The sequence below is a fragment of the Cellulomonas fimi genome (genome assembly GCF_012952065.1).
GTDB classification, from domain to species: Bacteria; Actinomycetota; Actinomycetes; order Actinomycetales; family Cellulomonadaceae; genus Pengzhenrongella; species Pengzhenrongella fimi_A.
Map to the genome: position 1 here is coordinate 38015 of NZ_JABCJJ010000019.1, position 23924 is coordinate 61938.

Below are 23924 nucleotides of genomic sequence, written 5' to 3' on the forward strand. Positions count from 1 at the left end.
TGTGTGCGCCGGAGAGAGCCGGCGCTGAGGAGGCAACGTGACCATCCGCGTCGGTATCAACGGCTTCGGCCGCATCGGGCGTAACTTCTACCGGGCCGTTCTCGCGTCGGGTGCCGACATCGAGATCGTCGCGGTCAACGACCTGACGGACAACAAGACGCTGGCACACCTGCTGAAGTACGACTCGATCCTGGGCCGCCTCGACCGCGAGGTGACCTACAGCGAGGACTCGATCACCGCCGGCAACCACACGTTCAAGGTGCTCGAGGAGAGGGACCCGTCCGCGCTGCCGTGGGGCGAGCTCGGCGCGGACATCGTCATCGAGTCCACCGGCATCTTCACGGACGCGTCGAAGGCGAAGGCCCACATCGACGCCGGCGCCAAGAAGGTCATCATCTCGGCCCCGGCCAAGAACGAGGACGCCACGTTCGTCGTCGGGGTGAACCACACCGAGTACGACGCCGCGGCGCACCACATCATCTCGAACGCGTCCTGCACGACGAACTGTCTCGCGCCGCTCGCCAAGGTGCTCGACGAGTCCGTGGGGATCGTCCGGGGGCTCATGACGACGATCCACGCGTACACCGCCGACCAGAACCTCCAGGACGGTCCCCACAAGGACCTGCGCCGCGCCCGCGCCGCCGCCGTCAACATGGTCCCCACCTCGACCGGTGCGGCCAAGGCGGTCTCGCTCGTGCTCCCTCAGCTCAAGGGCAAGCTCGACGGCTACGCGATGCGCGTGCCGCTGCCCACCGGCTCGGCGACCGACCTCACGTTCACGGCGTCCCGCGAGACGACCGTCGAGGAGATCAACGAGATCGTCCGTGCGGCCTCGGAGTCCGAGGGGCTCAAGGGCATCCTCACGTACACGGACGACCCGATCGTCTCCTCCGACATCGTCACGGACCCGGCGTCGAGCATCTTCGACTCGGGCCTCACCAAGGTGATCGGCGACCAGGTCAAGGTCGTCGCCTGGTACGACAACGAGTGGGGCTACTCGAACAGCCTCGTCAAGCTCACCACGTACGTCGGCGAGCGGCTCTGACGAGTCGTCGCACCGGCGTAGACATGCGTCCGCGTGCGCCGCGCGACCTCCCGGTCGCCGGAGCACGCGGACGCTGTCGCGTGCCGCCCCGCCCGACACCCGACCCCTGGAGCGCAGCATGAAGACCATCGACGACCTCGGGGACCTGCGCGGCAAGCGCGTGCTCGTCCGGTCCGACCTCAACGTCCCGCTGGACGGCACCACCATCACGGACGACGGTCGCGTGCGCGCCGCGGTGCCGACGATCCGTCGCCTGGTCGACGCCGGCGCCCGGGTGGTCGTGATCGCGCACCTCGGGCGCCCGAAGGGGGCCCCGGAGGGCAAGTACTCGCTCGCCCCCGTCGCGGCGCGGCTCGGCGAGCTCCTGGGGACGCCGGTCCGGCTGGCCGAGGACGTCGTGGGGACGTCGGCTCGCGAGACCGTCGCCGGGCTCACGGACGGCGAGGTCGCGCTCCTCGAGAACATCCGGTTCGACCCGCGCGAGACGTCGAAGGTCGACGCCGAGCGGTCGTCGCTCGCGGACGACCTCGCCCAGCTCGCGGACGCGTACGTGTCCGACGGCTTCGGCGTCGTGCACCGCAAGCAGGCCTCGGTGTACGACATCGCCAAGAAGCTGCCGAGCGCCGTCGGGGGCCTGGTGCTGTCCGAGGTGGAGGCGCTGCGCCGGGCGACCGAGAAGCCGGAGCGGCCGTACGCCGTCGTGCTCGGCGGCTCCAAGGTCTCCGACAAGCTCGGGGTGATCTCCAACCTCCTCGGCAAGGCCGACCGCCTGCTCATCGGCGGTGGCATGGTGTTCACCTTCCTCGCGGCGCAGGGCCATCCCGTCGGGAAGTCCCTCCTCGAGGAGGACCAGGTCGAGACGGTCAAGGGCTACCTCGCCGCCGCGCAGGCCAAGGGCGTGGAGATCGTCCTGCCGACCGACATCGTCGTGGCCGACTCGTTCGCCGCCGACTCGCCGCACGACGTCGTCGCGGCCGACTCGATCCCGGCGGGGCGGATCGGGCTCGACATCGGTCCCGAGTCGGCCGAGCTGTTCCGGAGCAAGCTCCTCGACGCCAGGACCATCGTGTGGAACGGGCCCATGGGCGTGTTCGAGTTCCCGGCGTTCGCCGCCGGCACGCGCGCGGTCGCGCAGGCGCTCGTCGACGCCGGGGCGCAGGGCGCGTTCTCGATCGTCGGCGGCGGCGACTCGGCCGCGGCCGTGCGCCTTCTCGACTTCGACGAGGCGGCGTTCGGGCACATCTCCACGGGCGGTGGCGCGAGCCTCGAGTTCCTCGAGGGCAAGACCCTGCCCGGCGTCGCCGTCCTCAGCTCGGGCCGCGCGCGCGACTGAGCGCCGTCCCGTCCCTCCCCGAACGAACGAAGGAGCCCCCGTGGCGACCACCCGCACCCCGCTCATGGCCGGGAACTGGAAGATGAACCTCGACCACCACCAGGCCACGCACCTCGTGCAGAAGCTCGCGTGGACGCTCAAGGACGCGAGGCACGAGTTCACGTCGGTCGAGGTCGCCGTCCTGCCGCCGTTCACCGACCTGCGCAGCGTGCAGACCCTCGTGGACGCCGACAAGCTCGAGCTCGTCTACGGCGCCCAGGACGTGTCGGCCCACACGAGCGGCGCGTACACCGGCGAGATCTCGCCGGTCTTCCTCGCGAAGCTCGGCGTGACCTACGTGGTGGTCGGCCACTCCGAGCGTCGTCAGTACCACCACGAGGACGACGCCGTGGTCGCCGCCAAGGCCGGCTCCGCCTTCGGACAGGGTCTCGTGCCGATCGTGTGCGTCGGCGAGGGGCTCGACGTGCGCAGGGCCGGCGAGCACGTCGCCTACACCCTCACGCAGCTCGACGGATCGCTCGCCGGGCTCACCGAGGACCAGGCGTCGAAGGTCGTCGTGGCCTACGAGCCCGTGTGGGCCATCGGCACCGGCGAGGTCGCGACCCCCGAGGACGCCCAGGAGGTCTGTGCGGCCATCCGGACGCGGCTGGGCGAGCTGTTCTCGCCCTCCGTCGCCGCAGCGGTGCGCGTGCTCTACGGCGGGTCGGTGAAGTCGGGCAACGTCGCGTCGATCATGGCGCAGCCCGACGTGGACGGCGCCCTCGTGGGCGGCGCGAGCCTCGACGTCGACGAGTTCGCGGCGATCGTGCGGTACCAGTCGCACGCGGTCGGTCTCTGACCCGGCCGCCCACCGCGGGGGAGCGGCCCGCCTCGCCGCGCGCGGGGGATGTTCGCACGATCGCCCGCTCGTCACCTACCCTTGACCCGGCGCCCCCCGGTGCCGCCCGCCCCGACCGCCCCGACCGTGAGGAAGCGACCCACCCCGTGGACGTCCTGCGTATCTCCCTCCAGGTGCTGCTGGTCCTGACCAGCGCTCTCCTGATCCCCCTGGTCCTCCTTCACAAGGGCAAGGGCGGCGGGCTCTCGGACATGTTCGGCGGTGGCGTGTCGAGCAGCATCGGCAGCTCCGGGGTGGCCGAGCGCAACCTCAACCGGCTGACGATCATCGTCGCGGTGCTCTGGGCGATCGTCATCGTGCTGCTGGGCCTCGTCCAGCGCGTGAGCAACTGACAACGGAGGGTCGACAGTGGCGAGTGGGAGTGCGATCCGCGGGTCGCGCGTGGGCGCCGGCCCCATGGGCGAGGCGGAGCGCGGCGACAGCGCACCGCGCATCTGGATCTCGTACTGGTGCGCCAATGGGCACGAGACGCGACCCAGCTTCGCCGAGGAGGCCGGTCTTCAGGCACCCGTGACCTGGGACTGCCCGCGTTGCGGCTTCCCGGCCGGCCAGGACCAGGAGAACCCCCCGGCGCCGGTCAAGAACGAGCCGTACAAGACGCACCTCGCCTACGTGAAGGAGCGGCGTTCGGACGAGGACGGCGAGGCCATCCTCGACGAGGCGCTCGCCGCGCTCCGGGCGCGTCGCGGCGGCTGACCGGCCCGGGCCGGTCAGCCGACCGCCCGGCCCGCGCAGGATCGCGGCAGCCGCGCGGTCACGGCAGCCGCGCGGTCACGGCAGCCGCGCCATCCCCTTCGTGAGCACGTCCGCGTAGACCTCGTCGGCGTCGAGCCGTCGCAGCTCCTCCGCGAGGCACTCGCGCAGCTGCCGGATCGGCAGCGCGATGCGGTGCTCCGGCTGGCCGGGCTGCCGCAGGGCGGCGGTCTTGCCGTCCGGGCGGTCGAGGACGATCTCGCCCGACCGACGCTCGAGGCGGACCTGCGTGATCGCCGGGGCGTCGGGCTGGCGCTCGATCTCCACAGGGCAGCGCAGCTGCTGCGCGAGCCAGGCCGCGAGGAGGTCGACCGAGGGGTGGGTGCTCTCGCCGGCCACGAGGGCTCGTGTCACGCTCTCGTAGGGAGGCTGGTCCAGGGCCGCCGCGAGCAGCCCGCGCCACAGCGTGATCCGCGTCCAGGCAAGGTCCGTGTCGCCCGGCTGGTACGCGGTCGACAGCCGTTCGAGGGTGTCGAGCGGGTTGCTGCACTCGGTCGAGTCGGTGATGCGGCGCTGCGCCATCCGCCCGACCGGGTGCTCGGCGGGGTTCTCCGGGGCGTCGTACGGCCACCAGGCGACGATCGGCGCGTCCGGCAGCAGCAGCGGGATGACGAGCGTGTCGCCGTGCAGCCGCAGCGCGCCCGACGGCCGCAGCACGACGACCTCGCTCGCACCGGCGTCGCCCCCGACCCGGATCTCGGCGTCGAGCCCGTCCTCGGTCCCGCCGCCCTCTGCGAGGACGATGACGCGGCACGGGTGCTCACGGCTCGCGTCGTTGGCGGCGGCGACGGCCTCCTCGACGTCGGACGTGCCCACGTCGATCACCAGCGTGAGGACACGGCCGAGCGCGACGGCGCCGCCCTCGTCGCGGAGCTTCACGAGGCGCTTGTTGACGTCGTTCGTGGTGGTGCCCGGCATGTCGATGATCACGACGACGCCCTTCTGTCGGTGCGGCCAGTGCTGCGCGCGCGGCTCACGGGACCCGCCATGTACGGCCGTCACGCGCGAGCATCTCGGCCGCGGACCGCGGGCCCCAGGTACCCGAGCCGTACGGCTCGGGAGCGCCGCCCTTCGACTCCCAGTACTCCTCGATCGGGTCGAGGATCCGCCAGGAGAGCTCGACCTCCTCGCGGCTCGGGAAGAGCGGCGGGTCGCCGAGCAGCACGTCGAGGATCAGTCGCTCGTAGGCCTCGGGCGACGACTCGGTGAACGAGTGGCCGTACCCGAAGTCCATGGTGACGTCCCGCACCTCCATCTGGGTCCCGGGCACCTTCGCGCCGAACCGCAGCGTCACGCCCTCGTCGGGCTGGACCCGGATGACGAGCGCGTTGCTGCCCAGCTCCTCCGTTGCTGTCGACTCGAACGGCAGGTGCGGTGCGCGCTTGAAGACGATCGCGATCTCGGTCACGCGGTGACCGAGCCGCTTGCCGGTGCGGAGGTAGAACGGCACCCCCGCCCACCGTCGCGTGTCGACGTCCACCCGGACCGCGGCGTACGTCTCGGTGGTCGACGACGCCGGGATGCCCTTCTCCTCGAGGTACCCGACGACCTTCTCGCCGCCCTGCCAGCCCGCCGCGTACTGGCCGCGGGCCGTGTGCTTGCCCAGCTCGCGGGGGAGCCGGACCGCCGAGAGCACCTTGATCTTCTCCGCGCGCAGGTCCCGGGGGTTGAAGGTGACCGGCTCCTCCATCGCGGTGAGCGCGAGCAGCTGGATCAGGTGGTTCTGGATGACGTCACGCGCCGCGCCGATCCCGTCGTAGTAGCCGGCCCGACCGCCGATGCCGATGTCCTCGGCCATGGTGATCTGCACGTGGTCGACGTAGTGCGCGTTCCAGATCGGCTCGAACAGCTGGTTCGCGAACCTCAGGACGAGCAGGTTCTGCACCGTCTCCTTGCCGAGATAGTGGTCGATGCGGAACACGTCGTCGGGTGCGAAGACCTCCGAGACGACCTCGTCGAGCTCCTGGGCGCTGCGCAGGTTGTGACCGAACGGCTTCTCGATGACGACGCGTCGCCACGACCCCTGCCGGGGCTGGGAGAGCCCGGACCGGGCGAGCTGTCGGCACACGACCGGGAACGCGCCGGGCGGGACCGAGAGGTAGAACGCGTGGTTTCCTCCGGTGCCACGCTCGGCGTCGAGCTCGCGCACGGTCGTGCTCAGCCGGTCGAAGGCCGCGTCGTCGTCGAACTCGCCCTGGACGAACCGGATGCCCTCGGCCATCTGACGCCAGGTGTCCTCCCGGAACGGTGTCCGCGCGTGCTGCTTGACGGCGTCGTGCACGATCTCGGCGAAGTCCTGCGACGCCCAGTCGCGCCGCGCGAAGCCGGTCAGCGCGAACCCCGGCGGCAGCAGCCCGCGGTTGGTGAGGTCGTAGACCGCCGGGAGGAGCTTCTTGCGCGCCAGGTCGCCGGTGACGCCGAAGATCACGAGCCCGCAGGGCCCGGCGATCCGCGGCAGCCGGCGGTCCCGGGGATCGCGCAGCGGGTTGTCGCCGGCCGCGACCCGCTGGACGCTCATGCGCCCTGCCTGGTGCCGAGCACCTCGGTGACCCGTGCCAGCGCAGCCGCGCCCCGGAGCTGGAGCCGCAGCACCGGGCGGCCGTGGTCGGCGAGCACCGCCGCGTCACCGGCGGCCTGCGCCGACAGCAGCCGACCGAACGTGAACGGGCGACCCGGGACGTCCAGGTCCTCGCGCGGCTCGTCGGTCAGCTGGAGATACGCACCGACGTGCGCACCGCCCTTGTGCAGCTGGCCCGTCGAGTGCAGGAACCGCGGCCCCCAGCCGAACGTGACCGGTCGTCCGGTGCGCGCCGCGAGCGCGTCCCGGACCGCCGCGAGGTCCGCGTGCGCCTCGCGGTCGAGGTAGGCCATGACGGCGAGGTAGCCGTCGGCGGGTATCGCCTCGAGGAGGGCACCGAGCGCGTGCTCGAGGGATTCCGAGCCGGCGGCCGACCCGTCCAGGAGCCCGGGCGTGACCCGCACCTCGACGCTGCCGTCGACGAACGCGGGCGCCTCGGGCTCGGGCGTCGCGTCGAGCAGACCGCGCGCCGCGGTCTTGGCGCTCTCGACGTCGGGCTGGTCGAACGGGTTGATCCCGAGCAGCCGCCCCGCGACGGCGGTCGCGTACTCCCAGAGCAGCAGCTGGGCGCCGAGCGAGCCGGCGACGGTCACCTCGTCGCCCGGCGCCGCGACGTCGTCGTCGGTCCGGGCGAGGTCGGCCTCCGCGTCGACCGCCTCGTCACCGAGGGCGACCAGACGGACCGCGAGCACGTCGGCGGCGGGGGAGTCCAGCTCGGGCGGCGCACCGGCGGGGCTGGACGTGACGACCGGCAGGAGGCCGAGACCCGACTTGCCCGTGGACTCCGCGACGAGCTGCTCGGCCCAGTCGCCGAGCCCGACGATCCCGGAGCCCTCGTCGACGAACACGAGCTTGTCACGCAGGGGCGACGTGCCCGCGAGCGCTGCCCCCAGCACGAGCGCCGGGTTGGACTCCGCGTCCTCGGTGAGCAGGTCCGCGACCGCGGCGGCCTCGTCGAGCAGCTGCCCGACGTCCGCGCCGGCGAGCGCCGACGGCACGACGCCGAACGCCGAGAGGGCGGAGAACCGCCCCCCGACGTCCGGGTCGGCGAGGAAGACGGCGCGGTAGCCGGCGTCGCGTGCCGTCTGCTCGAGGGGCGACCCGGGATCGGTCACGACGACGATGTGCCGCGTCGCGTCGAGGCCGGCCGCGGTGAACGCCGCCTCGAAGGCGCGGCGCTGAGAGTCGGTCTCGACCGTGCCCCCGGACTTGCTCGACACGACGAGCACCGTCCGGGCGAGGTCACCCTCGAGCGCAGACCGGACCTGGTCCGGGTGGGTCGAGTCCAGCACCACGAGCGGGACGCCCGCGGTCTGGGTGATCACCTCGGGCGCGAGCGACGAGCCCCCCATGCCCGCGAGCACCACGCGGTCGACCCCCTCGGCGTCGAGCGCTGCGCGCAGTGCCTCGAGCTCGGGGAGGAGCGCACGCGTCGTCGTGTGGAGCTCGGTCCAGCCGAGCCGGATCGCCGCCTCCGCCTCCGCGTCCGGTCCCCACAGCGACGCGTCCTTGGCGGCGATCCGCGACGCGACCGAGTCCTCGACCAGCGTCGAGACGTGCGCGGCCACGGCGGCGGCGGCCGCGCCGGCGGCCGTCACCTCGAGCAGGGCCTCGTCTCCGTCACCCGCCCAGGCGAGGACCCATCCGCTGCCACCACCCGGCGCGGCGGCGCCGGCCCCGTCCGGCTCGCTCTGCGTGATCCTGCCGTCGTCCGCGCTCACCGACCGGCCTCCTCGACGTTGTCGGCCTGCGCCGCCCGGGCGAGCCCGTCGGACACGGTCGTCAGGAGCTCCTGCCAGCTCTTCTCGAACTTCACGAGGCCCTCGTCCTCGAGCGCCTCGGTCACGTCGTCGATGTCGATGCCGACCTGGGCCAGCCCGTCGAGGACCTGCGCGGCCTCCTGCTGGGTGCCGGTCACGGTGTCACCGTGGATGCTCCCGTGGTCGGCGACCGCCTCGAGGGTCGACTCGGGCATCGTGTTGACGACGCCGCGGACGACGAGCTCGTCGACGTACCGGGTGTCGGGATAGGCCTTGTCCTTGACGCCCGTCGACGCCCAGAGCGGCCGTTGCGGGCGGGCCCCGAGGGCGGCGAGGCGCTGCCAGCGCTCGGTCGCCATGACCTCCTCGTAGACGCCGTAGGCGAGCCGCGCGTTCGCGATCGCGGCCTTGCCGCGGAGCGCAGCGGCCTCGGGGCTGCCGAGGGCGTCGAGCTTCGCGTCGACGGCGGCGTCGACGCGCGAGACGAAGAAGGACGCGACCGAGCTGATCGGCGCGAGGTCGCGCCCGGCGGCGTGCGCGCGCTCGAGCCCGGACAGGAAGGCGTCGAGCACCTCCCGGTACCGCTGGAGCGAGAAGATGAGCGTGATGTTGACGCTGATGCCGTCCGCGAGCGCCTGGGAGATCGCGGGCAGCCCCTCGCGCGTGGCCGGGATCTTCACGAACACGTTCGGCCGGTCGACCCGGGCCCACAGCGCGCGGGCCTGCTCGATCGTGCCGTCGGTGTCGCGCGCGAGGCGCGGGTCGACCTCGATCGAGACCCGACCGTCGAGCCCGCCCGTCGCCTCGACGACGGGAACGAGGACGTCGGCGGCCGCGCGGACGTCGTCGGTGGTGATGACGGTGACGGCGTCGTCGGTGCTCACGCCCTGCGCGGCGAGCTCCGCGAGCTGAGCGTCGTAGGCGTCACCCTGGGAGAGCGCGCTCGCGAAGATGGTCGGGTTCGTGGTGACCCCGACGACCCGGCGCGTGCGGGCGAGCTCCGCCAGGTTGCCGGTGCGCAACCGCTCGCGCGACAGGTCGTCGAGCCAGATGGCGACGCCTGCCTCGGTGAGCGCGTCCAGCGGGGTCCTGCTCGTCGTGCCGGTGTGGGTCTCGGTCATGACGTCCTCCTCCTCGTGTGGGGTGCTGATCGGCGCGCGTGAGATCAGAGCTGGTCGCCGGACCGGCTCTGCGTCGGCGCCGACGGGCTGCTCGACGGCGCGTCGTCGCCGCGGGCGGCTGCGATCGACTCGCGGGCCGCGGTGACGACCGCCTCGGCGGTGATCCCGAACTCCTCGAAGATCGTCTCGAAGGCGGCCGACGCCCCGTAGTGCTCGAGCGACACCGACCGGCCGGCGTCGCCGACGATCTTGTGCCACGACAGCGCGATCCCGGCCTCGACGGAGACCCGGGCGCGCACCGCGGCCGGAAGCACCTGCTCGCGGTACGCGTCGTCCTGCTCGGCGAACCACTCGTGGCTCGGCATCGAGACCACGCGGGTCGGCACGCCCTCGGCCTCGAGCGTCTCGCGCGCGGCGACGGCGAGCTGCACCTCCGAGCCGGTCCCGATGAGGATCACCTCGGGCCTGCCTGCCGACGCCTCCAGCAGGACGTACGCGCCGCGGTCGAGCCCGTCGGCCGACGCGAACCCGTCCTCGCCGCGGGGGAACGTGGGCACGTTCTGGCGAGTGAGCACGAGGCCGACGGGCCCCTCGTTCCGCTCGAGGATCGACTTCCACGCCTGGACGGTCTCGTTCGCGTCGGCCGGGCGGACGACCGCGAGGCCCGGGATCGCCCGGACCGCTGCGAGGTGCTCGACGGGCTGGTGCGTCGGGCCGTCCTCGCCGAGGCCGATCGAGTCGTGGGTCCAGACGTAGGTGACCGGGATGCCCATGAGGGCGGCGAGCCGGACCGCGGGCCGCATGTAGTCGCTGAACGTGAAGAACGTCCCGCCGTACGGCCGCGTGGGGCCGTGCAGCACGATGCCGGACAGGATGGCCCCCATCGCGTGCTCACGGATGCCGAAGTGCAGCGTGCGGCCGTACTCGTCGCCCGCGAACTCCGCCGTGGAACGGTGCGCGGGGAGGAAGGACGCCTCGCCCTTCATCGTCGTGTTGTTGGACCCGGCGAGGTCGGCCGACCCGCCCCACAGCTCGGGGAGCACGGGCCCGAGCGCCGAGAGCGTCTCGCCCGAGGCCGACCGCGTCGCGACGGCCTTGCCGCCGGGGAACACCGGCAGCCCGTCGGCCCAGCCGTCGGGGAGCTTGCCCGCCTGCATCCGGTCGAGCAGCGCGGCACGGTCGGGGTTGGCGGTGCGCCACGCGTCGAAGGACTTCTCCCACTCCTTGCGGGCAGCGGCGCCGCGCTCGCCCACCTTCCGGGTGTGGGCCAGCACCTCGGGGTCGACGTCGAACGTCGCCCCGGGGTCGAAGCCGAGCACCTCCTTGAGGGCACGGACCTCGTCGGCGCCGAGCTTCGAGCCGTGGGCACCGTGGGTGTTCTGCTTCGTCGGAGAGGGCCACGCGATGATCGTGCGGAGGCCGATGATCGACGGGCGACGGGTCTGGGCGGCCGCGGCGTCCAGGGCGGCGGCCAGCGCGTCGACGTCCTCGACGTACCCGTCCTCGCCGCGCGTCCAGTCCACGAGCTGCACGTGCCAGCCGTAGGCCGCGTACCGGGCGACGACGTCCTCGGTGAACGCGATGTCGGTGTCGCCCTCGATCGAGATGTGGTTGTCGTCCCAGATCACCGTGAGGTTGCCGAGCTCCTGGGTGCCGGCGATCGAGGACGCCTCGCTCGAGACGCCCTCCTGGAGGTCGCCGTCGGACGCGATCACGTAGATCTGGTGGTCGAAGGGGCTCGTGCCCGGCGCCGCGTCCGGGTCGAACAGCCCGCGCTCACGCCGCGCAGCCATCGCCATGCCGACGGAGCTCGCGATGCCCTGGCCCAGCGGCCCCGTCGTGATCTCGACCCCGTCCGTGTGCCGGAACTCGGGGTGGCCGGGCGTCTTCGAGCCCCAGGTCCGGAGCGCCTGGAGGTCGTCGAGCTCGAGCCCGTACCCCGCCAGGTACAGCTGGATGTACTGCGTGAGGCTCGAGTGGCCGGCGGAGAGCACGAACCGGTCGCGGCCCAACCAGTGCGGGTCCGCGGGGTCGAGCCGCATCCGGTCCTGGTACAGGTGGTAGGCGACGGGGGCAAGGCTGATCGCCGTGCCCGGGTGACCGTTCCCGACCTTCTCGACCGCGTCCGCCGCGAGCACCCGCACGGTGTCGACGGCCTTGCGGTCGAGCTCGGACCACCGGACGTGCTGGTCGATCGGTGCGGACACGTTCACAGGGGCCTCATCTCCGTCCGGGGCGCGGTGGCCGACGGACATCGCCAGGATCGAGCTCCCGGGGCGGTGCGACGCCGTGGCGAGGTACCGGCGCCGGGGAGCGGTCGTTGGTTCGAGACTACCGACCCGGGCGGCCACGGGCAGTCCGGCCCCGCAGGGTGGACACCCCGGGCACCGCATGGGCCGTACCATGGCCGAGAACGCCCCGCCGCCCCGGCTCACTCGTGAAGAACCGGCTCAGCTCCTGAAGAAACGGAAGGCCCTTGCGCGTGCGCACCACGAGCCAGGTCCCGCTCGACGAGACCTCCGCCGCCTCCGCCCCTGTCGCGGGCCTGGCGTCCGCCGCCCCGGCGTCGGTGGCGGCGCGGGTCCGCGACCGCGTCGGTGCGTACGTCGCCCTGACCAAGCCCCGCATCATCGAGCTCCTGCTGGTGACGACGCTGCCGACGATGATCCTCGCGGACCGCGGGTTCCCGGCGCTCGGCCTCGTGCTCGCGACCCTGGTCGGTGGCACGCTCGCCGCCGGGTCGGCGAACGTCCTCAACTGCTACCTCGACCGGGACATCGACAAGGTGATGAACCGGACCAAGCGGCGTCCGCTCGTGACGGGCGAGGTCACGCCGCGGGCGGCGCTGGTGTTCGGGCTCGTCCTCGGCGTCGTCTCGCTGCTCTGGCTGTGGGCGGTCGTGAACCCGGTCTCCTCGGTATTGACGGCCGCGGCGATCCTGATCTACGTCGTCGGCTACACGATGATCCTCAAGCGCCGGACGCCGCAGAACATCGTGTGGGGCGGCATCGCGGGGTGCATGCCGGTCCTGATCGGCTGGTCCGCGGTGACCGGCTCGCTCGGCTGGGCCCCGCTCGCGCTGTTCGGGGTGATCTTCTTCTGGACGCCGCCGCACTACTGGCCGCTGTCGATGAAGTTCCGTCGGGACTACGCCGCCGCCGGGGTGCCGATGCTGCCCGTCGTGGCGGGTGACAAGAAGGTCGCGACCGAGGTGATCGGCTACTCGGTCGCCATGGTGGCCTCCTCGCTCGCACTGGTCCCGCTGGCCGACATGACCTGGGTCTACACGGTCGCGGCGCTGGGGCTGGGTGGCTGGTTCCTGGCCGCGTGCATCGCGCTCTACCGGCGTGCGACGGACCCGAGCGGGCCCAAGCTGCGCGAGATGCGGCTGTTCCACCTGTCGATCACGTACCTCACGCTGCTGTTCCTCGCCGTCGCGGTCGACCCGTTCCTGCCGGTCTGAGCCGCCGACAGCCCGCGACCGCGACCGCGACCCGATGACGCAGCCCGCCGCACCGGCGCCCGCCGCACCGGCGCCCGCCGGGCAGGACGCGCTCGCCGGCGTCGTCCAGGGGTACCTCGCGCACCTCACCGTGGAGCGCGGGCTGTCACCGAACACCCTGGCCGCCTACCGGCGCGACCTCGAGCGGTATGTCGGCCACCTCGCCGCACAGGGACGCGGCACGCCGGCGCAGATCACCCCGGAGGACGTCGAGGACTTCGTCACGGCCCTGCGCACGGGGTCCGACGGCGGCGCCGCGCTCTCGGCGTCGTCGGCGGCGCGCGCTGTGGCCGCCGTCCGGGGCTGGCACCGGTTCTGCGCGCTGGAGGGTCTCGTCGGGGCCGACGCCGCGAGCGCCGTCCGACCTCCGGCCCAGCCCAAGCGGCTGCCGAAGGCCATCTCGACGGCCGACGTCGAGCGCCTGCTCGAGGCGGCCGGGGCCGGTGACGGAGCCGGACCGCTGCGCGACCGGGCGCTGCTCGAGCTCGTGTACTCGACCGGCGCCCGCATCTCCGAGGCCGTGGGGCTCGACGTCGACGACCTGGACCTCACGCCGGGGCACGCGTCGGTCCGGCTCCTCGGCAAGGGGCGCAAGGAGCGGGTCGTCCCGATGGGCTCGTACGCGGTCGCAGCCGTCGACGCGTACCTGGTCCGCGCCCGGCCCGCGCTCGCCGCGAGCGGTCTCGGCACGCCGGCGCTCTTCCTCAACCTGCGCGGTGCGCGGCTCAGCAGGCAGAGCGCGTGGTCCGTCCTGCGCGCCGCCGCCGAGCGGGCGCAGCTCCCCGGTGCCGAGCACATCTCGCCGCACACGCTGCGGCACTCGTTCGCGACGCACCTCCTGGCCGGCGGCGCCGACGTCCGCGTGGTGCAGGAGCTCCTGGGCCACGCGTCGGTCACGACCACGCAGGTCTACACGCTCGTCACGCCCGACACGCTCCGCGAGGTCTACGCGGCGTCGCACCCGCGCGCGCTGGGCTAACGGGACGGTGGTGGCGGCGGCCGCGGGGGAGGTTCCGGCGAGTGCCCGGCGCGTCGACGGTCGGGGTTTCCTGCCAGGTTCGCGATCGGCCCTGCGGTAGGTTGACGGCGTGAGCAGCCAGGCCCCCACCGAACCGTCCAGCACGTCGGGCGTCGGCTCGCAGGACCCGGTCGGCCGCTCGATCCCGGACTTCCCGGTCCCCGCTCCGCTCACCTCGCACGGACCCGGGCGCATCATCGCGATGTGCAACCAGAAGGGCGGAGTCGGCAAGACGACCACCACGATCAACCTGGGCGCCGCGCTGGCGGAGTACGGCCGCAAGGTGCTCGTCGTCGACTTCGACCCCCAGGGCGCTGCCTCCGTCGGTCTCGGCGTCAGCCCGCATGAGCTCGACGTCACGGTCTACAACCTGCTCATGGAGCGTTCGGCGTCCGTGACCGACGTGCTGTGCAAGACGCGCGTCGAGAACCTCGACCTCCTGCCCGCGAACATCGACCTGTCCGCGGCCGAGGTGCAGCTCGTGGGCGAGGTCGCGCGGGAGTCGGTGCTCAGCCGCGTGCTGCGCCCGGTCGTCGACGACTACGACGTGATCCTCGTCGACTGCCAGCCGTCGCTCGGGCTGCTCACGGTCAACGCCCTCACGGCGGCGCACGGCGTCATGATCCCGCTCGCCTGCGAGTTCTTCGCGCTGCGCGGGGTCGCGCTGCTGGTCGAGACGATCGAGAAGGTCCGGGACCGCCTCAACCCGCGCCTCGAGGTCGACGGCATCCTCGCCACGATGTACGACCCCCGCACCCTGCACTCGCGCGAGGTCATCACCCGCGTCCACGAGGCGTTCGGGGACACGCTGCTGCACACCGTGATCGGGCGGACCGTGAAGTTCCCCGACTCGTCGATCGCGGCCGAGCCCATCACCACGTACGCGCCGACGCACTCCGGTGCGGCGGCGTACCGCCAGCTTGCGCGAGAGCTCGTCGCCCGTGGCGACGCAGCCTGAGGCTCCGCCCGAGAGCGCGCTGCCACAGGCGGGGCCGGCGGGGACCACGGGGTTCGAGGTCCACCTCACCAACTTCTCGGGGCCCTTCGACCTGCTGCTCGGGCTGATCTCGAGGCACAAGCTCGACATCACCGAGGTCGCGCTCGCGCAGGTGACCGACGAGTTCATCGCCTATCTGCGCGCGGCCGACACCGCGGGCGGCGCCTCGTGGGACCTCGGCCAGGCGAGCGAGTTCCTGGTCGTGGCAGCGACGCTCCTCGACCTCAAGGCCGCGCGCCTGCTCCCCGCCGGCGACGTCGAGGACGCGGAGGACCTCGAGCTGCTCGAGGCCCGCGACCTGCTGTTCGCGCGCCTCCTCCAGTACCGCGCGTACAAGCAGGTCGCCACGGCGATCGCCGACCGGCTCGCCTCGGAGGGACGCCGGTTCCCGCGCACGGTCTCGCTCGAACCGCAGCTCGCGGCCCTGCTGCCCGAGCTGGTGTGGCAGGTCGGCCCCGACGAGCTGGCTGCCCTCGCGGCCAAGGCGCTGGCCCCGCGCGCTGCACCGCCGGGGGTCGACCTCAGCCACCTGCACGCGCCCATGGTCACCGTGCGCGAGCAGGCGGCCGTCCTCGTCGACCGCCTGCGCCACGGCGGTGCCAGCTCGTTCCGCACGCTCGTGGCCGACGCCGGGTCGCCCCTGGTCGTGGTCGTCCGGTTCCTGGCGCTCCTCGAGCTGTTCCGTGAGGGCGCCGTGGGCTTCGACCAGGTGACTCCGCTCGGCGAGCTCACCGTACGGTGGACGGGGTCGGACGCGGGAGACGTGGTGGTCTCCGACGACTTCGACGACGACGCCGAGGCGACGACAGCGGGGGACCAGCAGGTGGAGGAGCAGGCGTGAGCGAGACCGAGGTGGCTGCGTCGTCGGACCCCGTGCCGACGCCCGACGTCGGAGCGGTGCCGGACGACGCCGGGGTTCCGAACGCCTCCGCGGCGCAGCCCGCCGACGTGGGCGAGCTCGCGTTCGACGTCGCGGACCTCCCGGGCGGTGCTCTCTCGGCGCTCGAGGCGGTGCTCATGGTCGCGGACGAGCCGATCCCCGTGGTCCAGCTCGCCTCGGTCCTGGCGCTCCCCACCGAGAACGTCCTGGGCCTCCTCGAGGAGCTGGCGGCCGAGTACCGAGGGGCCCGAGGGGGTCGCCCTCGCGGGTTCGACCTGCGGCGCGCCGGTGACGGCTGGCGCATCTACTCGGCGCCGGCGTACGCCGACGTCGTGGGCCGGTTCGTGCTCGACGGCCAGACGGCGCGGCTCACGCAGGCCGCGCTCGAGACCCTCGCCGTGATCGCCTACCGACAGCCGGTCACCCGCGGCCAGGTCTCCGCGGTGCGCGGCGTCAACGTCGACGGTGTCGTGCGCACGCTGACCTCGCGGGGGCTGGTGGCCGAGGTCGGCACCGACCCGTCGAGCGGTGCCGTGCTGTACGGGACCACGGGATACTTCCTGGAACGGATGGGGCTCGGGTCGCTCGACGAGATGCCGCCCCTGGCCCCGTACCTTCCGGACCTCGACGCCTTCGACGGCGTGGACGACGCAGCAGGAGAGCAGCAGACGTGAGCACACGACGTGGCGCCCCGCGCCCCGAGCGCGGGCAGCGAGGAGCGGGCCGAACGGCAGGACGAGCGGGCGGTCCCGCCCGGCCGAGCCTCGGGCGTCCCCATCGGCCCGTGGTCGACCAGACGCGCGACGTGCACGTCGAGGGTGGCGTACGGCTGCAGAAGGTGCTGGCGACCGCCGGCCTCGGGTCCCGGCGGGCCTGCGAGGACCTGATCGCGTCCGGGCGCGTGAGCGTGGACGGCGTCGTGGTGCGCGAGCTGGGCGTCCGTGTGGACCCGGCGAGCGCCGTCGTGCACGTCGACGGGCTGCGGATCCAGCTCGACACCTCGTTGGTGACGATCGCGCTCAACAAGCCGCTCGGCGTCGTCTCCACGATGCACGACCCCGAGGGCCGGCCGTCGCTCGCGCAGCTGGTGCAGCACCGCGACGAGCGCCTGTTCCACGTCGGCCGGCTCGACGCCGAGACCGAGGGCCTGCTGCTGCTGACCAACGACGGCGAGCTCGCCAACCGGCTCGCGCACCCGAGGTACGAGGTCCCCAAGACGTACCTCGCGCACGTCGAGGGCCGGGTCGCGGGCAACGTCGCCAACACGATGCTGCACGGCATCGAGCTCGAGGACGGTCGGGCGAAGGTCGACAGCTACCGCATCGTCGACTCGACGCCGCAGGCCGCGCTCATCGAGGTCACGCTCCACGAGGGGCGCAACCGGATCGTGCGCCGCATGTTCGAGGAGATCGGACACCCCGTCACGCGCCTCGTCCGCACGCAGATCGGCCCGATCAGGCTCGGTGCCCTGCGGACGGGCACGACCCGCGTGCTGAGCCAGGCCGAGGTCGGCAGCCTGATGGGCCTGGTGGGGATGTGAGCGCCGCGTGAGCCTCGACGCACCCGCACCGGTCGCGACGCGTGGCCCGGTCCGGGTGGTCGGCACGGGCCTGCTCGGCGCGAGCGTCGGCCTCGCGCTGAGCACGCGCGGCGTCGACGTGGTGCTGCACGACCCGTCGCGCACGGCTCTCGCGCTCGCGCGCGACGTCGGCGCCGGTCGCCTGCCCCGGCCCGACGACGCGCCGGTCCGGCTGGTCGTCGTCGCGGCGCCGCCCGACGTGACGGCCGACGTCGTGCTCCGCGAGCTCGAGGCGAACCCGGAGGCCGTCGTCACCGACGTCGCGAGCATCAAGCACCACGTGCTCGCCGAGGTGCTCGCCGCCGGGGCGGACCTCACCCGGTACGTCGGCTCCCACCCGATGGCGGGACGCGAGACCTCGGGCCCCGCCTCCGCCGTGCCGGACCTGTTCGTCGGTCGACCGTGGGTGATCACGGACTCCGGGGCGTCCTCGGGCGAGGCGCTGCTGGCTGTCCGCTCGCTGGCGGCCGACGTGGGGGGGGTCCCCGTGACCATGGACGCCGCGGGGCACGACGCCGCGGTCGCCGTCGTGTCGCACCTTCCCCAGCTGGCCGCGAGCCTCGTCGCCGCGCGGCTCGTCGAGGCGCCCGACGCTGCGCTCGCACTGGCCGGCCAGGGGCTGCGTGACGTCACGCGCATCGCGAGCAGCGACCCGCGCCTGTGGACGTCGATCCTCGCGGCCAACGCCGGGCCGGTACGGGACGTGCTCGTGGCACTGCGGGCGGACCTCGACGGCGTCATCGAGGCGCTCGGACGGGCACACGACGCGCTCGGACCCGAGGGTGTCGCCCGCGGCGCGCTCGGCGCGATCGCCGGTGCCATCACGAGCGGCAACCACGGCGTCGCGCGGATCCCCGGCAAGCACGGCGGCGCCCCCCGCGACTACCGCGTCGTCACGGTGCTGGTGCCGGACGCGCCCGGCGAGCTGGCGCGACTGCTGGCGGACGTCGGCGCCGCCGGCGTGAACCTCGAGGACCTGCGCCTCGAGCACGCGCCGCGGCAGCCGGTGGGAATGGCCGCGATCTCGGTCCTCCCCGACCGCGTGGACGTCCTGGAACGAGCGCTCACGGACCGTGGTTGGCGGCTCGCGAGCTGATGGAGGAGACAGTGAGCAACGCCCCCAGGACGGCCTTCGTCGTCGCGATCGACGGCCCTTCGGGCTCCGGCAAGTCGACCGTGTCCCGACGGGTCGCTGCGGCACTCGGGCTCGCGTACCTCGACACGGGCGCGATGTACCGCGCTGCCACCTGGTGGTGCCTCGAGCGGGGCGTGCCTCTGACGGCCGGGCCCGCGGTCGCGGCGGAGGTCGCGGCGCTGCCGCTCGTCATGGGCGTCGACCCGGTCTCGCCGTCGGTGCACGTGGGCGGGGTGGACGTCGGCGAGGCGATCCGTCGCAGTGAGATCTCGGCGGCCGTCAGTGCGGTCGCCACGAACCTGGCCGTCCGGGCCGAGCTGGGGCGCCTGCAGCGTGCGGCGATCGCTGCAGAGGCGGACGCGGGTTCCTTCTCCGGTGGACGGGGGATCGTCGCCGAGGGTCGGGACATCACCACGGTCGTGGCGCCCGACGCCGACGTACGCCTGCTGCTCACGGCGAGCGAGGACGCCCGGCTGGCCCGCCGCGCACGGGACGTCCACGGCACGGACGACGCCGCGGCCGTCCACGCGACCCGCGACGAGGTGCTGCGACGGGACGCCGACGACTCGACGGTGGTCGAGTTCCAGGTGGCGGCCGACGGCGTCGTCACCGTGGACTCGTCGGAGCTCGACCTCGACCAGACGGTCCGGGCGGTGCTCGACGTGATCGGGCAGGTCGCAGGACGGACGGTGTGAGCGGCGGGCCGGCGTCGGACCCGAGCGGGGTGCCCGACGCGGCGCGAGCCCCTCGCCCGGGGAGCACCGCTCCGTCGCCGGCGGGGCCGGCGTGGTCCCGGTGGGTCGGCCGCTTCCTCGCGCGCGGTGTCTGGGCGACGGAGGTGACCGGTGCGGCGAACGTGCCCGCGACGGGGCCGGTCCTGCTCGCCGCCAACCACATCGGGCTCATGGACGGTCCCGTGGTGCTGGGCGTGGCGCCCCGGCCGGTCCACTTCCTCGTCAAGGAGTCGATGTTCGTCGGCCCGCTGGGCTGGGTGCTGCACCGCGCGGGGCAGATCCCGGTCGACGACGACGGCGGCCGGACGGCGCTCGTCGCGGCGCTCGACGTGCTTCGCCGGGGAGGCGCGGTCGGCGTGTTCCCCGAGGGTACGCGGGGGCGCGGGGACGCCGCCGGCGCGCGCGCCGGCATCGCGTGGCTCGCGCTCAACGGCCACGCGCCGGTCGTCCCCGTGGCCGTGCTGGGCACGCGCCGCACCGGCGAGGGCGTCGGGCACGTCCCGGGCGTCCGGCGCCGGCTCGCGGTGGAGTTCGGCACCCCGCTCGTCCTCGAGCGACCGCACGGGACGTCGGGGCGGGCCGCGCTCGACGGTGCCAACGAGGCGATCCGCGTCGCGCTGTCGCGCCTGGTCGCCTCGTCGTCAGCCCGCACGGGCCTCGCGCTGCCGACCGACGACCCGAACCGGACGGCGGCCGGTTCTCCGTAGGTCGTCCGGGCTGGGAGGATGGGGCCCATGAGTGGAACCGAGCAGGCGCACCCCGACGAGCTGGACCCGGAGGTCACCGTCCTCGCCACGGGCGACGGCGCGGCCGACGGCGCGGCTGACCTCGCACGCGACGACGTCGCGGGGGAGGGCATCGACGAGGCGGCCCGGGATCGCGCGCTGCGCGCCGGTCTGACCGAGTACGAGCTTGAGGACGAGGATCTTGCGCTCCTCGACGGGGACGCCGAGGACACCGACGACGAGGGTGCGGGCGCCCCGCTGCCGGTGCTCGCCGTCGTCGGGCGTCCGAACGTGGGCAAGTCGACGCTCGTCAACCGCATCCTGGGCCGCCGCGAGGCCGTCGTCGAGGACAAGCCCGGCGTGACGCGCGACCGCGTGAGCTACCCCGCCGAGTGGGCGGGGCGCCGGTTCATGGTGGTCGACACGGGCGGCTGGGAGGTCGACGTCGCGGGCATCGAGGCGCGCGTCGCCGAGCAGGCCGAGGTCGCGATCTCGCTGGCCGACGCCGTGCTGTTCGTGGTCGACGCGACGGTGGGCCCGACGTCGACGGACGAGCGCGTGGTCAAGCTGCTCCGCCGGTCCGGCAAGCCCGTCGTCCTGTGCGCCAACAAGGTGGACGGCCCGCGCGTCGAGGCCGACGCGACGGAGCTGTGGAGCCTCGGCCTGGGCGAGCCGCACCCCGTCTCGGCCCTGCACGGCCGCGGGACGGGCGACCTGCTCGACGCGGCGATGGCGGCGCTGCCGACGGTCTCGGCGCACGGCGCCGCGCTGCCGCACGGGGGTCCGCGGCGGGTCGCGCTCGTCGGGCGGCCGAACGTCGGCAAGTCCTCGTTGCTGAACAAGGTGCTGGGAGCCCAGCGGGTCGTCGTCGACGACGTCGCCGGCACGACCCGCGACCCGGTCGACGAGCTCGTGGAGCTCAAGGGCAGGCAGTGGGTGTTCGTCGACACCGCGGGCATCCGGCGGCGGGTGCACCAGACGAGCGGGGCCGACTTCTACGCCTCGCTGCGCACGCAGGCCGCGATCGAGAAGGCGGAGGTCGCCGTCGTGCTCGTCGACGCGAGCGTCACGATGACCGAGCAGGACACGCGTGTCATCTCGCAGGTGGTCGAAGCAGGGCGCGCGCTCGTGATCGCCTACAACAAGTGGGACCTCATGGACGAGGACCGGCGGCCGTTCCTCGAGCGCGAGATCGAGCAGGACCTGGTGCAGGTCCAGTGGGCGCCCCGGGTGAACGTCTCGGCGAAGACCGGCTGGCACATGGACCGGCTGGTGCCGGCGCTCGAGCGGTCGCTCGAGTCGTGGGAGACGCGGATCTCGACCGGCAGGCTCAACGCCTTCCTGGGCGAGCTCGTCGCGGCGCACCCGCACCCCCTGCGGGGCGGCAAGCAGCCGCGGATCCTCTTCGCGACGCAGGTCGCGGCCCGGCCGCCACGGTTCGTCGTCTTCGCGAGCGGGTTCCTCGAGGCCGGCTACCGCAGGTACATCGAGCGGCGGCTGCGGGAGACCTTCGGCTTCGAGGGGACGCCGATCGAGATCTCGGTGCGGGTGCGGGAGAAGCGCCGGCGGTGAGCGAGCCCGTCCTCGACGACGTCGCGCGGCGCGCGGCGCTGCTGCGGTGGGGGCTGCCGCGCGACCCGCAAGCCGTCGAGCACGTCACGGGGCTGGTCGTGACGGCCGTGGGCACCGTGATCGTGACGCGCGGGTACCTGCAGCTCACCGGCTTCCCGCAGATCGGCGGGAAGACCCTCCACGTCGCGCACGTGCTCTGGGGCGGGCTCGCGATGACGGTGGCGATGGTGCTCCTGCTGTCGTTCGCCGGACCCGTGGTGCGGCCGCTCGCCGCGTTCCTGGGCGGGGTCGGGCTCGGGCTGTTCATCGACGAGGTCGGCAAGTTCCTGACCAACGACAACGACTACTTCTTCAAGCCGGCGCCGATGATCATCTACGTCACGCTCATGCTCGTCGTGATCGTGACCGACGTGCTGCACGGACGTCGCAGGCACCACCCGGCCGAGTACCTGGCCGGGGCGGCGGACCATGCGGTTGCGGGGCTGGTCGGCGGGCTGAGCCCCGGCCGGAGGAAGCACGCGACGCAGCTGCTCGCCCGGGGCCGTGAGGCGCCCGGCGCGGCCCAGATCGAGGCCTTGCTCGCGGCGATCCCCGACGACCACGCGGAGGCACCCGACCCGATCGAGCTCGGGCGGAGCCGGTTCCGGCGGATGCTGCGCGGCGTCGTCACGCGGAGGTGGGCCACGCGCACGACGGCGGCGCTCATCGTCGTGCTGGTCGCGGCGGCGCCGCTCACGCTGGCGGTGCATGAGGCTCGGGGCGGCACGGTGCCCGTCTGGGTCACCGTCGGGGTGGCGGTTTCCGTGGCGTTGACGGTGCTCGCTTCGGGGCGAGGCGTCACGCTCCTGCGGCGTGACCGTGCCCGGGCGTTCCGCTGGATGCGTGGGGCGGTGCTCGCGGACCTGCTCCTCACGCAGGTCGCGCTGTTCTACGTCGAGCCGTGGCTCGCGACCGGGGGGCTGTTCGTCGCCGTTCTCGCCCTCGGCGTGGTGGCGGCCGAGCAGCACCGGCTCGAGTCGCTGCGGCTGGCGGTCACGGACACCGCGCGCTAGCTCGGTGCGCGTGCGGACCCGGGCCGTGGGCGGCGATCGTGCGCACGGGGGATTCGGTTCCGCCCGGGATGCTGCGGTAGTCTCAGCGAGGCCCGTTCGTGGGCCGGCGGGCTGTAGCGCAGCTTGGTAGCGCACTTGACTGGGGGTCAAGGGGTCGCAGGTTCAAATCCTGTCAGCCCGACAGTGTTTGTGCAGGTCAGGGGCTTGCTAGGGATTATCCTAGCAAGCCCCTGACGGCGTTTTGGGCCCGGCGGGAACCATTTCGGGAACCATCTCGTCGCGGACAGCGCCGGACGGGGGCGCGCCGGCGCGGGTTTGAGCGGATCGCGGACGGCCTGATCCGGGTCATGAACGCGGTGCCTCCCGAGTCCTCCAGCGCGGTGGACCGACCGATGCCGGGCCGGTCAGTTCATGTCAGCACCAAGGAGCGGTCCCGGGCGTCGCGCTCGGGCGGGCAGTGCCTTCGGCGTGTTGCGCTTTGCCGTGTCCCCGGCCGGCCTCGGTGGGCGCGTGGACGCGATTCCGCCGAGAGTGCGGAAATCCTGTGTGGCGGTGAGTGGCGTGGCGCGCCCGAACGACGTACGTGGACGTCACCGATGTGACGGTGACGTGACCGGGCGGCTCACCCGGCCTCCCCCCCGCGAGTCGCAGCTTCGTTAGCCAACGCCCGTTGGCGATCGACGAACTCCCGGAGCGAGTCGACCGGGACCTTGTGGAGACGACCCACATGGATCGTCTGGACCTGTCCGGCGGCGATCAGCTCGTAGAGCAGGGTCCGGCCGATGTCGAGCCGCTCGGCGGCCTCCTCGACCGAGAGCAGCAACCGGGTGTCCGGTCGCACGGTGACGTTCAGGGTTCGGGTGGTCTGGCTCGGCGAGCCGCTCGTGCCGTCAGGGCGTCGGCGCCTAGGGATCAAACGCAACGTCGTCGTGGCGGGGGTGTCCATCGTGGCCTCCGGGGCTCTTGGGTGCCTCTAGCGTGGCGCGGTGGCATTGACAAAACGGTGCCAACCTCCCGCCGGCGGCGGATCCGGCCGGGCACCCTATTGACAGAACGCTGCCCATCCGGCCGAAGGCTCTCCTCCTGCCGATGCTTGCGGCTGCTCGCGCGCTCAGAGTGGAGTCCGCCAGAGTGGTGTACCGGTAGCCCGGTGAGCGCGTCGCGGTAGACGACGGCGCGGTCACCGCGTGACCCTTCGAGTGAACCTCTCACAGCACCCTCGAAGTGGAGACCCACGATGAC

Annotated in this window: 22 protein-coding genes and 1 tRNA gene; 17 read left to right on the forward strand and 6 right to left on the reverse strand. The window is 73.2% G+C overall.

Annotated features, from left to right (window positions below; genetic code table 11):
• Positions 1–37: 37 nt before the first annotated feature.
• From gap to HIR71_RS11965, 5 genes are all read left to right on the forward strand, one after another.
• A complete protein-coding gene (gap, locus tag HIR71_RS11945) occupies positions 38–1045 on the forward strand; it encodes a type I glyceraldehyde-3-phosphate dehydrogenase (protein ID WP_169325298.1) in 1008 nt (335 codons plus the stop codon).
• Positions 1046–1163: 118 nt separating this feature from the next.
• On the forward strand, positions 1164–2378 hold the full coding sequence (locus tag HIR71_RS11950; protein ID WP_169325299.1) for a phosphoglycerate kinase: 1215 nt from the start codon (positions 1164–1166) through the stop codon (positions 2376–2378).
• A gap of 40 nt (positions 2379–2418) precedes the next feature.
• Positions 2419–3216, forward strand: coding sequence for a triose-phosphate isomerase (gene tpiA, locus HIR71_RS11955; protein WP_169325300.1), 798 nt, complete (start codon positions 2419–2421; stop codon positions 3214–3216).
• Positions 3217–3362: 146 nt separating this feature from the next.
• Entirely contained in the window at positions 3363–3608 is a 246-nt protein-coding gene (gene secG / locus HIR71_RS11960; protein WP_169325301.1) for a preprotein translocase subunit SecG, read from the forward strand.
• A 16-nt stretch (positions 3609–3624) separates the two neighbouring features.
• Positions 3625–3972, forward strand: a complete 348-nt coding sequence (locus tag HIR71_RS11965; protein ID WP_169325302.1) for an RNA polymerase-binding protein RbpA — start codon at positions 3625–3627, stop codon at positions 3970–3972.
• Positions 3973–4047: 75 nt separating this feature from the next.
• Here HIR71_RS11965 and opcA read toward each other — a convergent pair whose 3' ends face one another.
• The 5 genes from opcA to tkt form a co-directional block, all read right to left on the reverse strand.
• Entirely contained in the window at positions 4048–4959 is a 912-nt protein-coding gene (opcA, locus tag HIR71_RS11970) for a glucose-6-phosphate dehydrogenase assembly protein OpcA (protein WP_169325314.1), read from the reverse strand.
• 43 nt (positions 4960–5002) lie between these two features.
• Positions 5003–6547: a glucose-6-phosphate dehydrogenase gene (gene zwf / locus HIR71_RS11975; RefSeq protein WP_169325303.1), complete on the reverse strand. Its 1545-nt coding sequence runs from the start codon at positions 6545–6547 to the stop codon at positions 5003–5005.
• On the reverse strand, positions 6544–8214 hold the full coding sequence (locus HIR71_RS11980; RefSeq protein WP_169325315.1) for a glucose-6-phosphate isomerase: 1671 nt from the start codon (positions 8212–8214) through the stop codon (positions 6544–6546). The genes zwf and HIR71_RS11980 overlap by 4 nt, the downstream gene beginning before the upstream one ends.
• A 110-nt stretch (positions 8215–8324) precedes the next feature.
• Positions 8325–9488: a transaldolase gene (gene tal, locus HIR71_RS11985; RefSeq protein ID WP_169325304.1), complete on the reverse strand. Its 1164-nt coding sequence runs from the start codon at positions 9486–9488 to the stop codon at positions 8325–8327.
• A gap of 44 nt (positions 9489–9532) precedes the next feature.
• The gene (gene tkt, locus HIR71_RS11990) at positions 9533–11701 is read right to left on the reverse strand and encodes a transketolase (protein ID WP_311836251.1); all 2169 of its coding nucleotides are present in this window, start codon (positions 11699–11701) and stop codon (positions 9533–9535) included.
• 332 nt (positions 11702–12033) lie between these two features.
• Here tkt and HIR71_RS11995 point away from each other — a divergent pair, with 332 nt between their 5' ends.
• From HIR71_RS11995 to HIR71_RS12045, 12 genes are all read left to right on the forward strand, one after another.
• Positions 12034–12951, forward strand: a complete 918-nt coding sequence (locus tag HIR71_RS11995) for a heme o synthase (RefSeq protein ID WP_169325316.1) — start codon at positions 12034–12036, stop codon at positions 12949–12951.
• A 34-nt stretch (positions 12952–12985) separates the two neighbouring features.
• Positions 12986–13969, forward strand: coding sequence for a site-specific tyrosine recombinase XerD (locus tag HIR71_RS12000; RefSeq protein ID WP_169325306.1), 984 nt, complete (start codon positions 12986–12988; stop codon positions 13967–13969).
• 109 nt (positions 13970–14078) lie between these two features.
• Complete coding sequence (locus HIR71_RS12005) at positions 14079–14966, forward strand: ParA family protein (RefSeq protein ID WP_169325307.1); 888 nt, start codon at positions 14079–14081, stop codon at positions 14964–14966.
• Positions 14950–15846, forward strand: coding sequence for a segregation and condensation protein A (locus tag HIR71_RS12010; RefSeq protein WP_169325308.1), 897 nt, complete (start codon positions 14950–14952; stop codon positions 15844–15846). The genes HIR71_RS12005 and HIR71_RS12010 overlap by 17 nt, the downstream gene beginning before the upstream one ends.
• Positions 15843–16559, forward strand: coding sequence for an SMC-Scp complex subunit ScpB (gene scpB / locus HIR71_RS16925; protein WP_396031574.1), 717 nt, complete (start codon positions 15843–15845; stop codon positions 16557–16559). The genes HIR71_RS12010 and scpB overlap by 4 nt, the downstream gene beginning before the upstream one ends.
• 110 nt (positions 16560–16669) lie before the next feature.
• Positions 16670–17425: a pseudouridine synthase gene (locus HIR71_RS16930; RefSeq protein ID WP_396031577.1), complete on the forward strand. Its 756-nt coding sequence runs from the start codon at positions 16670–16672 to the stop codon at positions 17423–17425.
• 7 nt (positions 17426–17432) lie between these two features.
• Positions 17433–18560: a prephenate dehydrogenase gene (locus tag HIR71_RS12020; RefSeq protein WP_169325309.1), complete on the forward strand. Its 1128-nt coding sequence runs from the start codon at positions 17433–17435 to the stop codon at positions 18558–18560.
• Between the two features lie 11 nt (positions 18561–18571).
• Positions 18572–19294 carry a (d)CMP kinase gene (gene cmk, locus HIR71_RS12025; RefSeq protein ID WP_311836253.1) on the forward strand — a complete coding sequence of 241 codons (723 nt, stop codon included), beginning with the start codon at positions 18572–18574 and terminating at the stop codon, positions 19292–19294.
• Positions 19291–20040 (forward strand): lysophospholipid acyltransferase family protein, encoded by a 750-nt coding sequence (locus tag HIR71_RS12030; protein ID WP_311836254.1) that lies wholly within the window; start codon positions 19291–19293, stop codon positions 20038–20040. The genes cmk and HIR71_RS12030 overlap by 4 nt, the downstream gene beginning before the upstream one ends.
• A 27-nt stretch (positions 20041–20067) precedes the next feature.
• Complete coding sequence (gene der / locus HIR71_RS12035; protein WP_169325310.1) at positions 20068–21630, forward strand: ribosome biogenesis GTPase Der; 1563 nt, start codon at positions 20068–20070, stop codon at positions 21628–21630.
• Positions 21627–22682 carry a hypothetical protein gene (locus tag HIR71_RS12040; RefSeq protein ID WP_169325311.1) on the forward strand — a complete coding sequence of 352 codons (1056 nt, stop codon included), beginning with the start codon at positions 21627–21629 and terminating at the stop codon, positions 22680–22682. The genes der and HIR71_RS12040 overlap by 4 nt, the downstream gene beginning before the upstream one ends.
• Positions 22683–22789: 107 nt before the next feature.
• A tRNA-Pro gene (locus tag HIR71_RS12045) sits at positions 22790–22863 on the forward strand.
• 441 nt (positions 22864–23304) lie between these two features.
• Here HIR71_RS12045 and HIR71_RS12050 read toward each other — a convergent pair.
• Positions 23305–23628 carry a helix-turn-helix domain-containing protein gene (locus HIR71_RS12050; RefSeq protein WP_169325312.1) on the reverse strand — a complete coding sequence of 108 codons (324 nt, stop codon included), beginning with the start codon at positions 23626–23628 and terminating at the stop codon, positions 23305–23307.
• Positions 23629–23924: the final 296 nt, after the last annotated feature.

Bases quoted from the DNA above. Each gene is read 5' to 3' on its own strand.
- HIR71_RS11950 (WP_169325299.1), top strand. From the start codon at position 1,164: ATGAAGACCATCGACGACCTCGGGGACCTGCGCGGCAAGCGCGTGCTC.
- zwf (WP_169325303.1), bottom strand. From the start codon at position 6,547: ATGAGCGTCCAGCGGGTCGCGGCCGGCGACAACCCGCTGCGCGATCCC.
- tal (WP_169325304.1), bottom strand. From the start codon at position 9,488: ATGACCGAGACCCACACCGGCACGACGAGCAGGACCCCGCTGGACGCG.
- HIR71_RS12000 (WP_169325306.1), top strand. From the start codon at position 12,986: ATGACGCAGCCCGCCGCACCGGCGCCCGCCGCACCGGCGCCCGCCGGG.
- der (WP_169325310.1), top strand. From the start codon at position 20,068: ATGAGTGGAACCGAGCAGGCGCACCCCGACGAGCTGGACCCGGAGGTC.
- HIR71_RS12050 (WP_169325312.1), bottom strand. From the start codon at position 23,628: ATGGACACCCCCGCCACGACGACGTTGCGTTTGATCCCTAGGCGCCGA.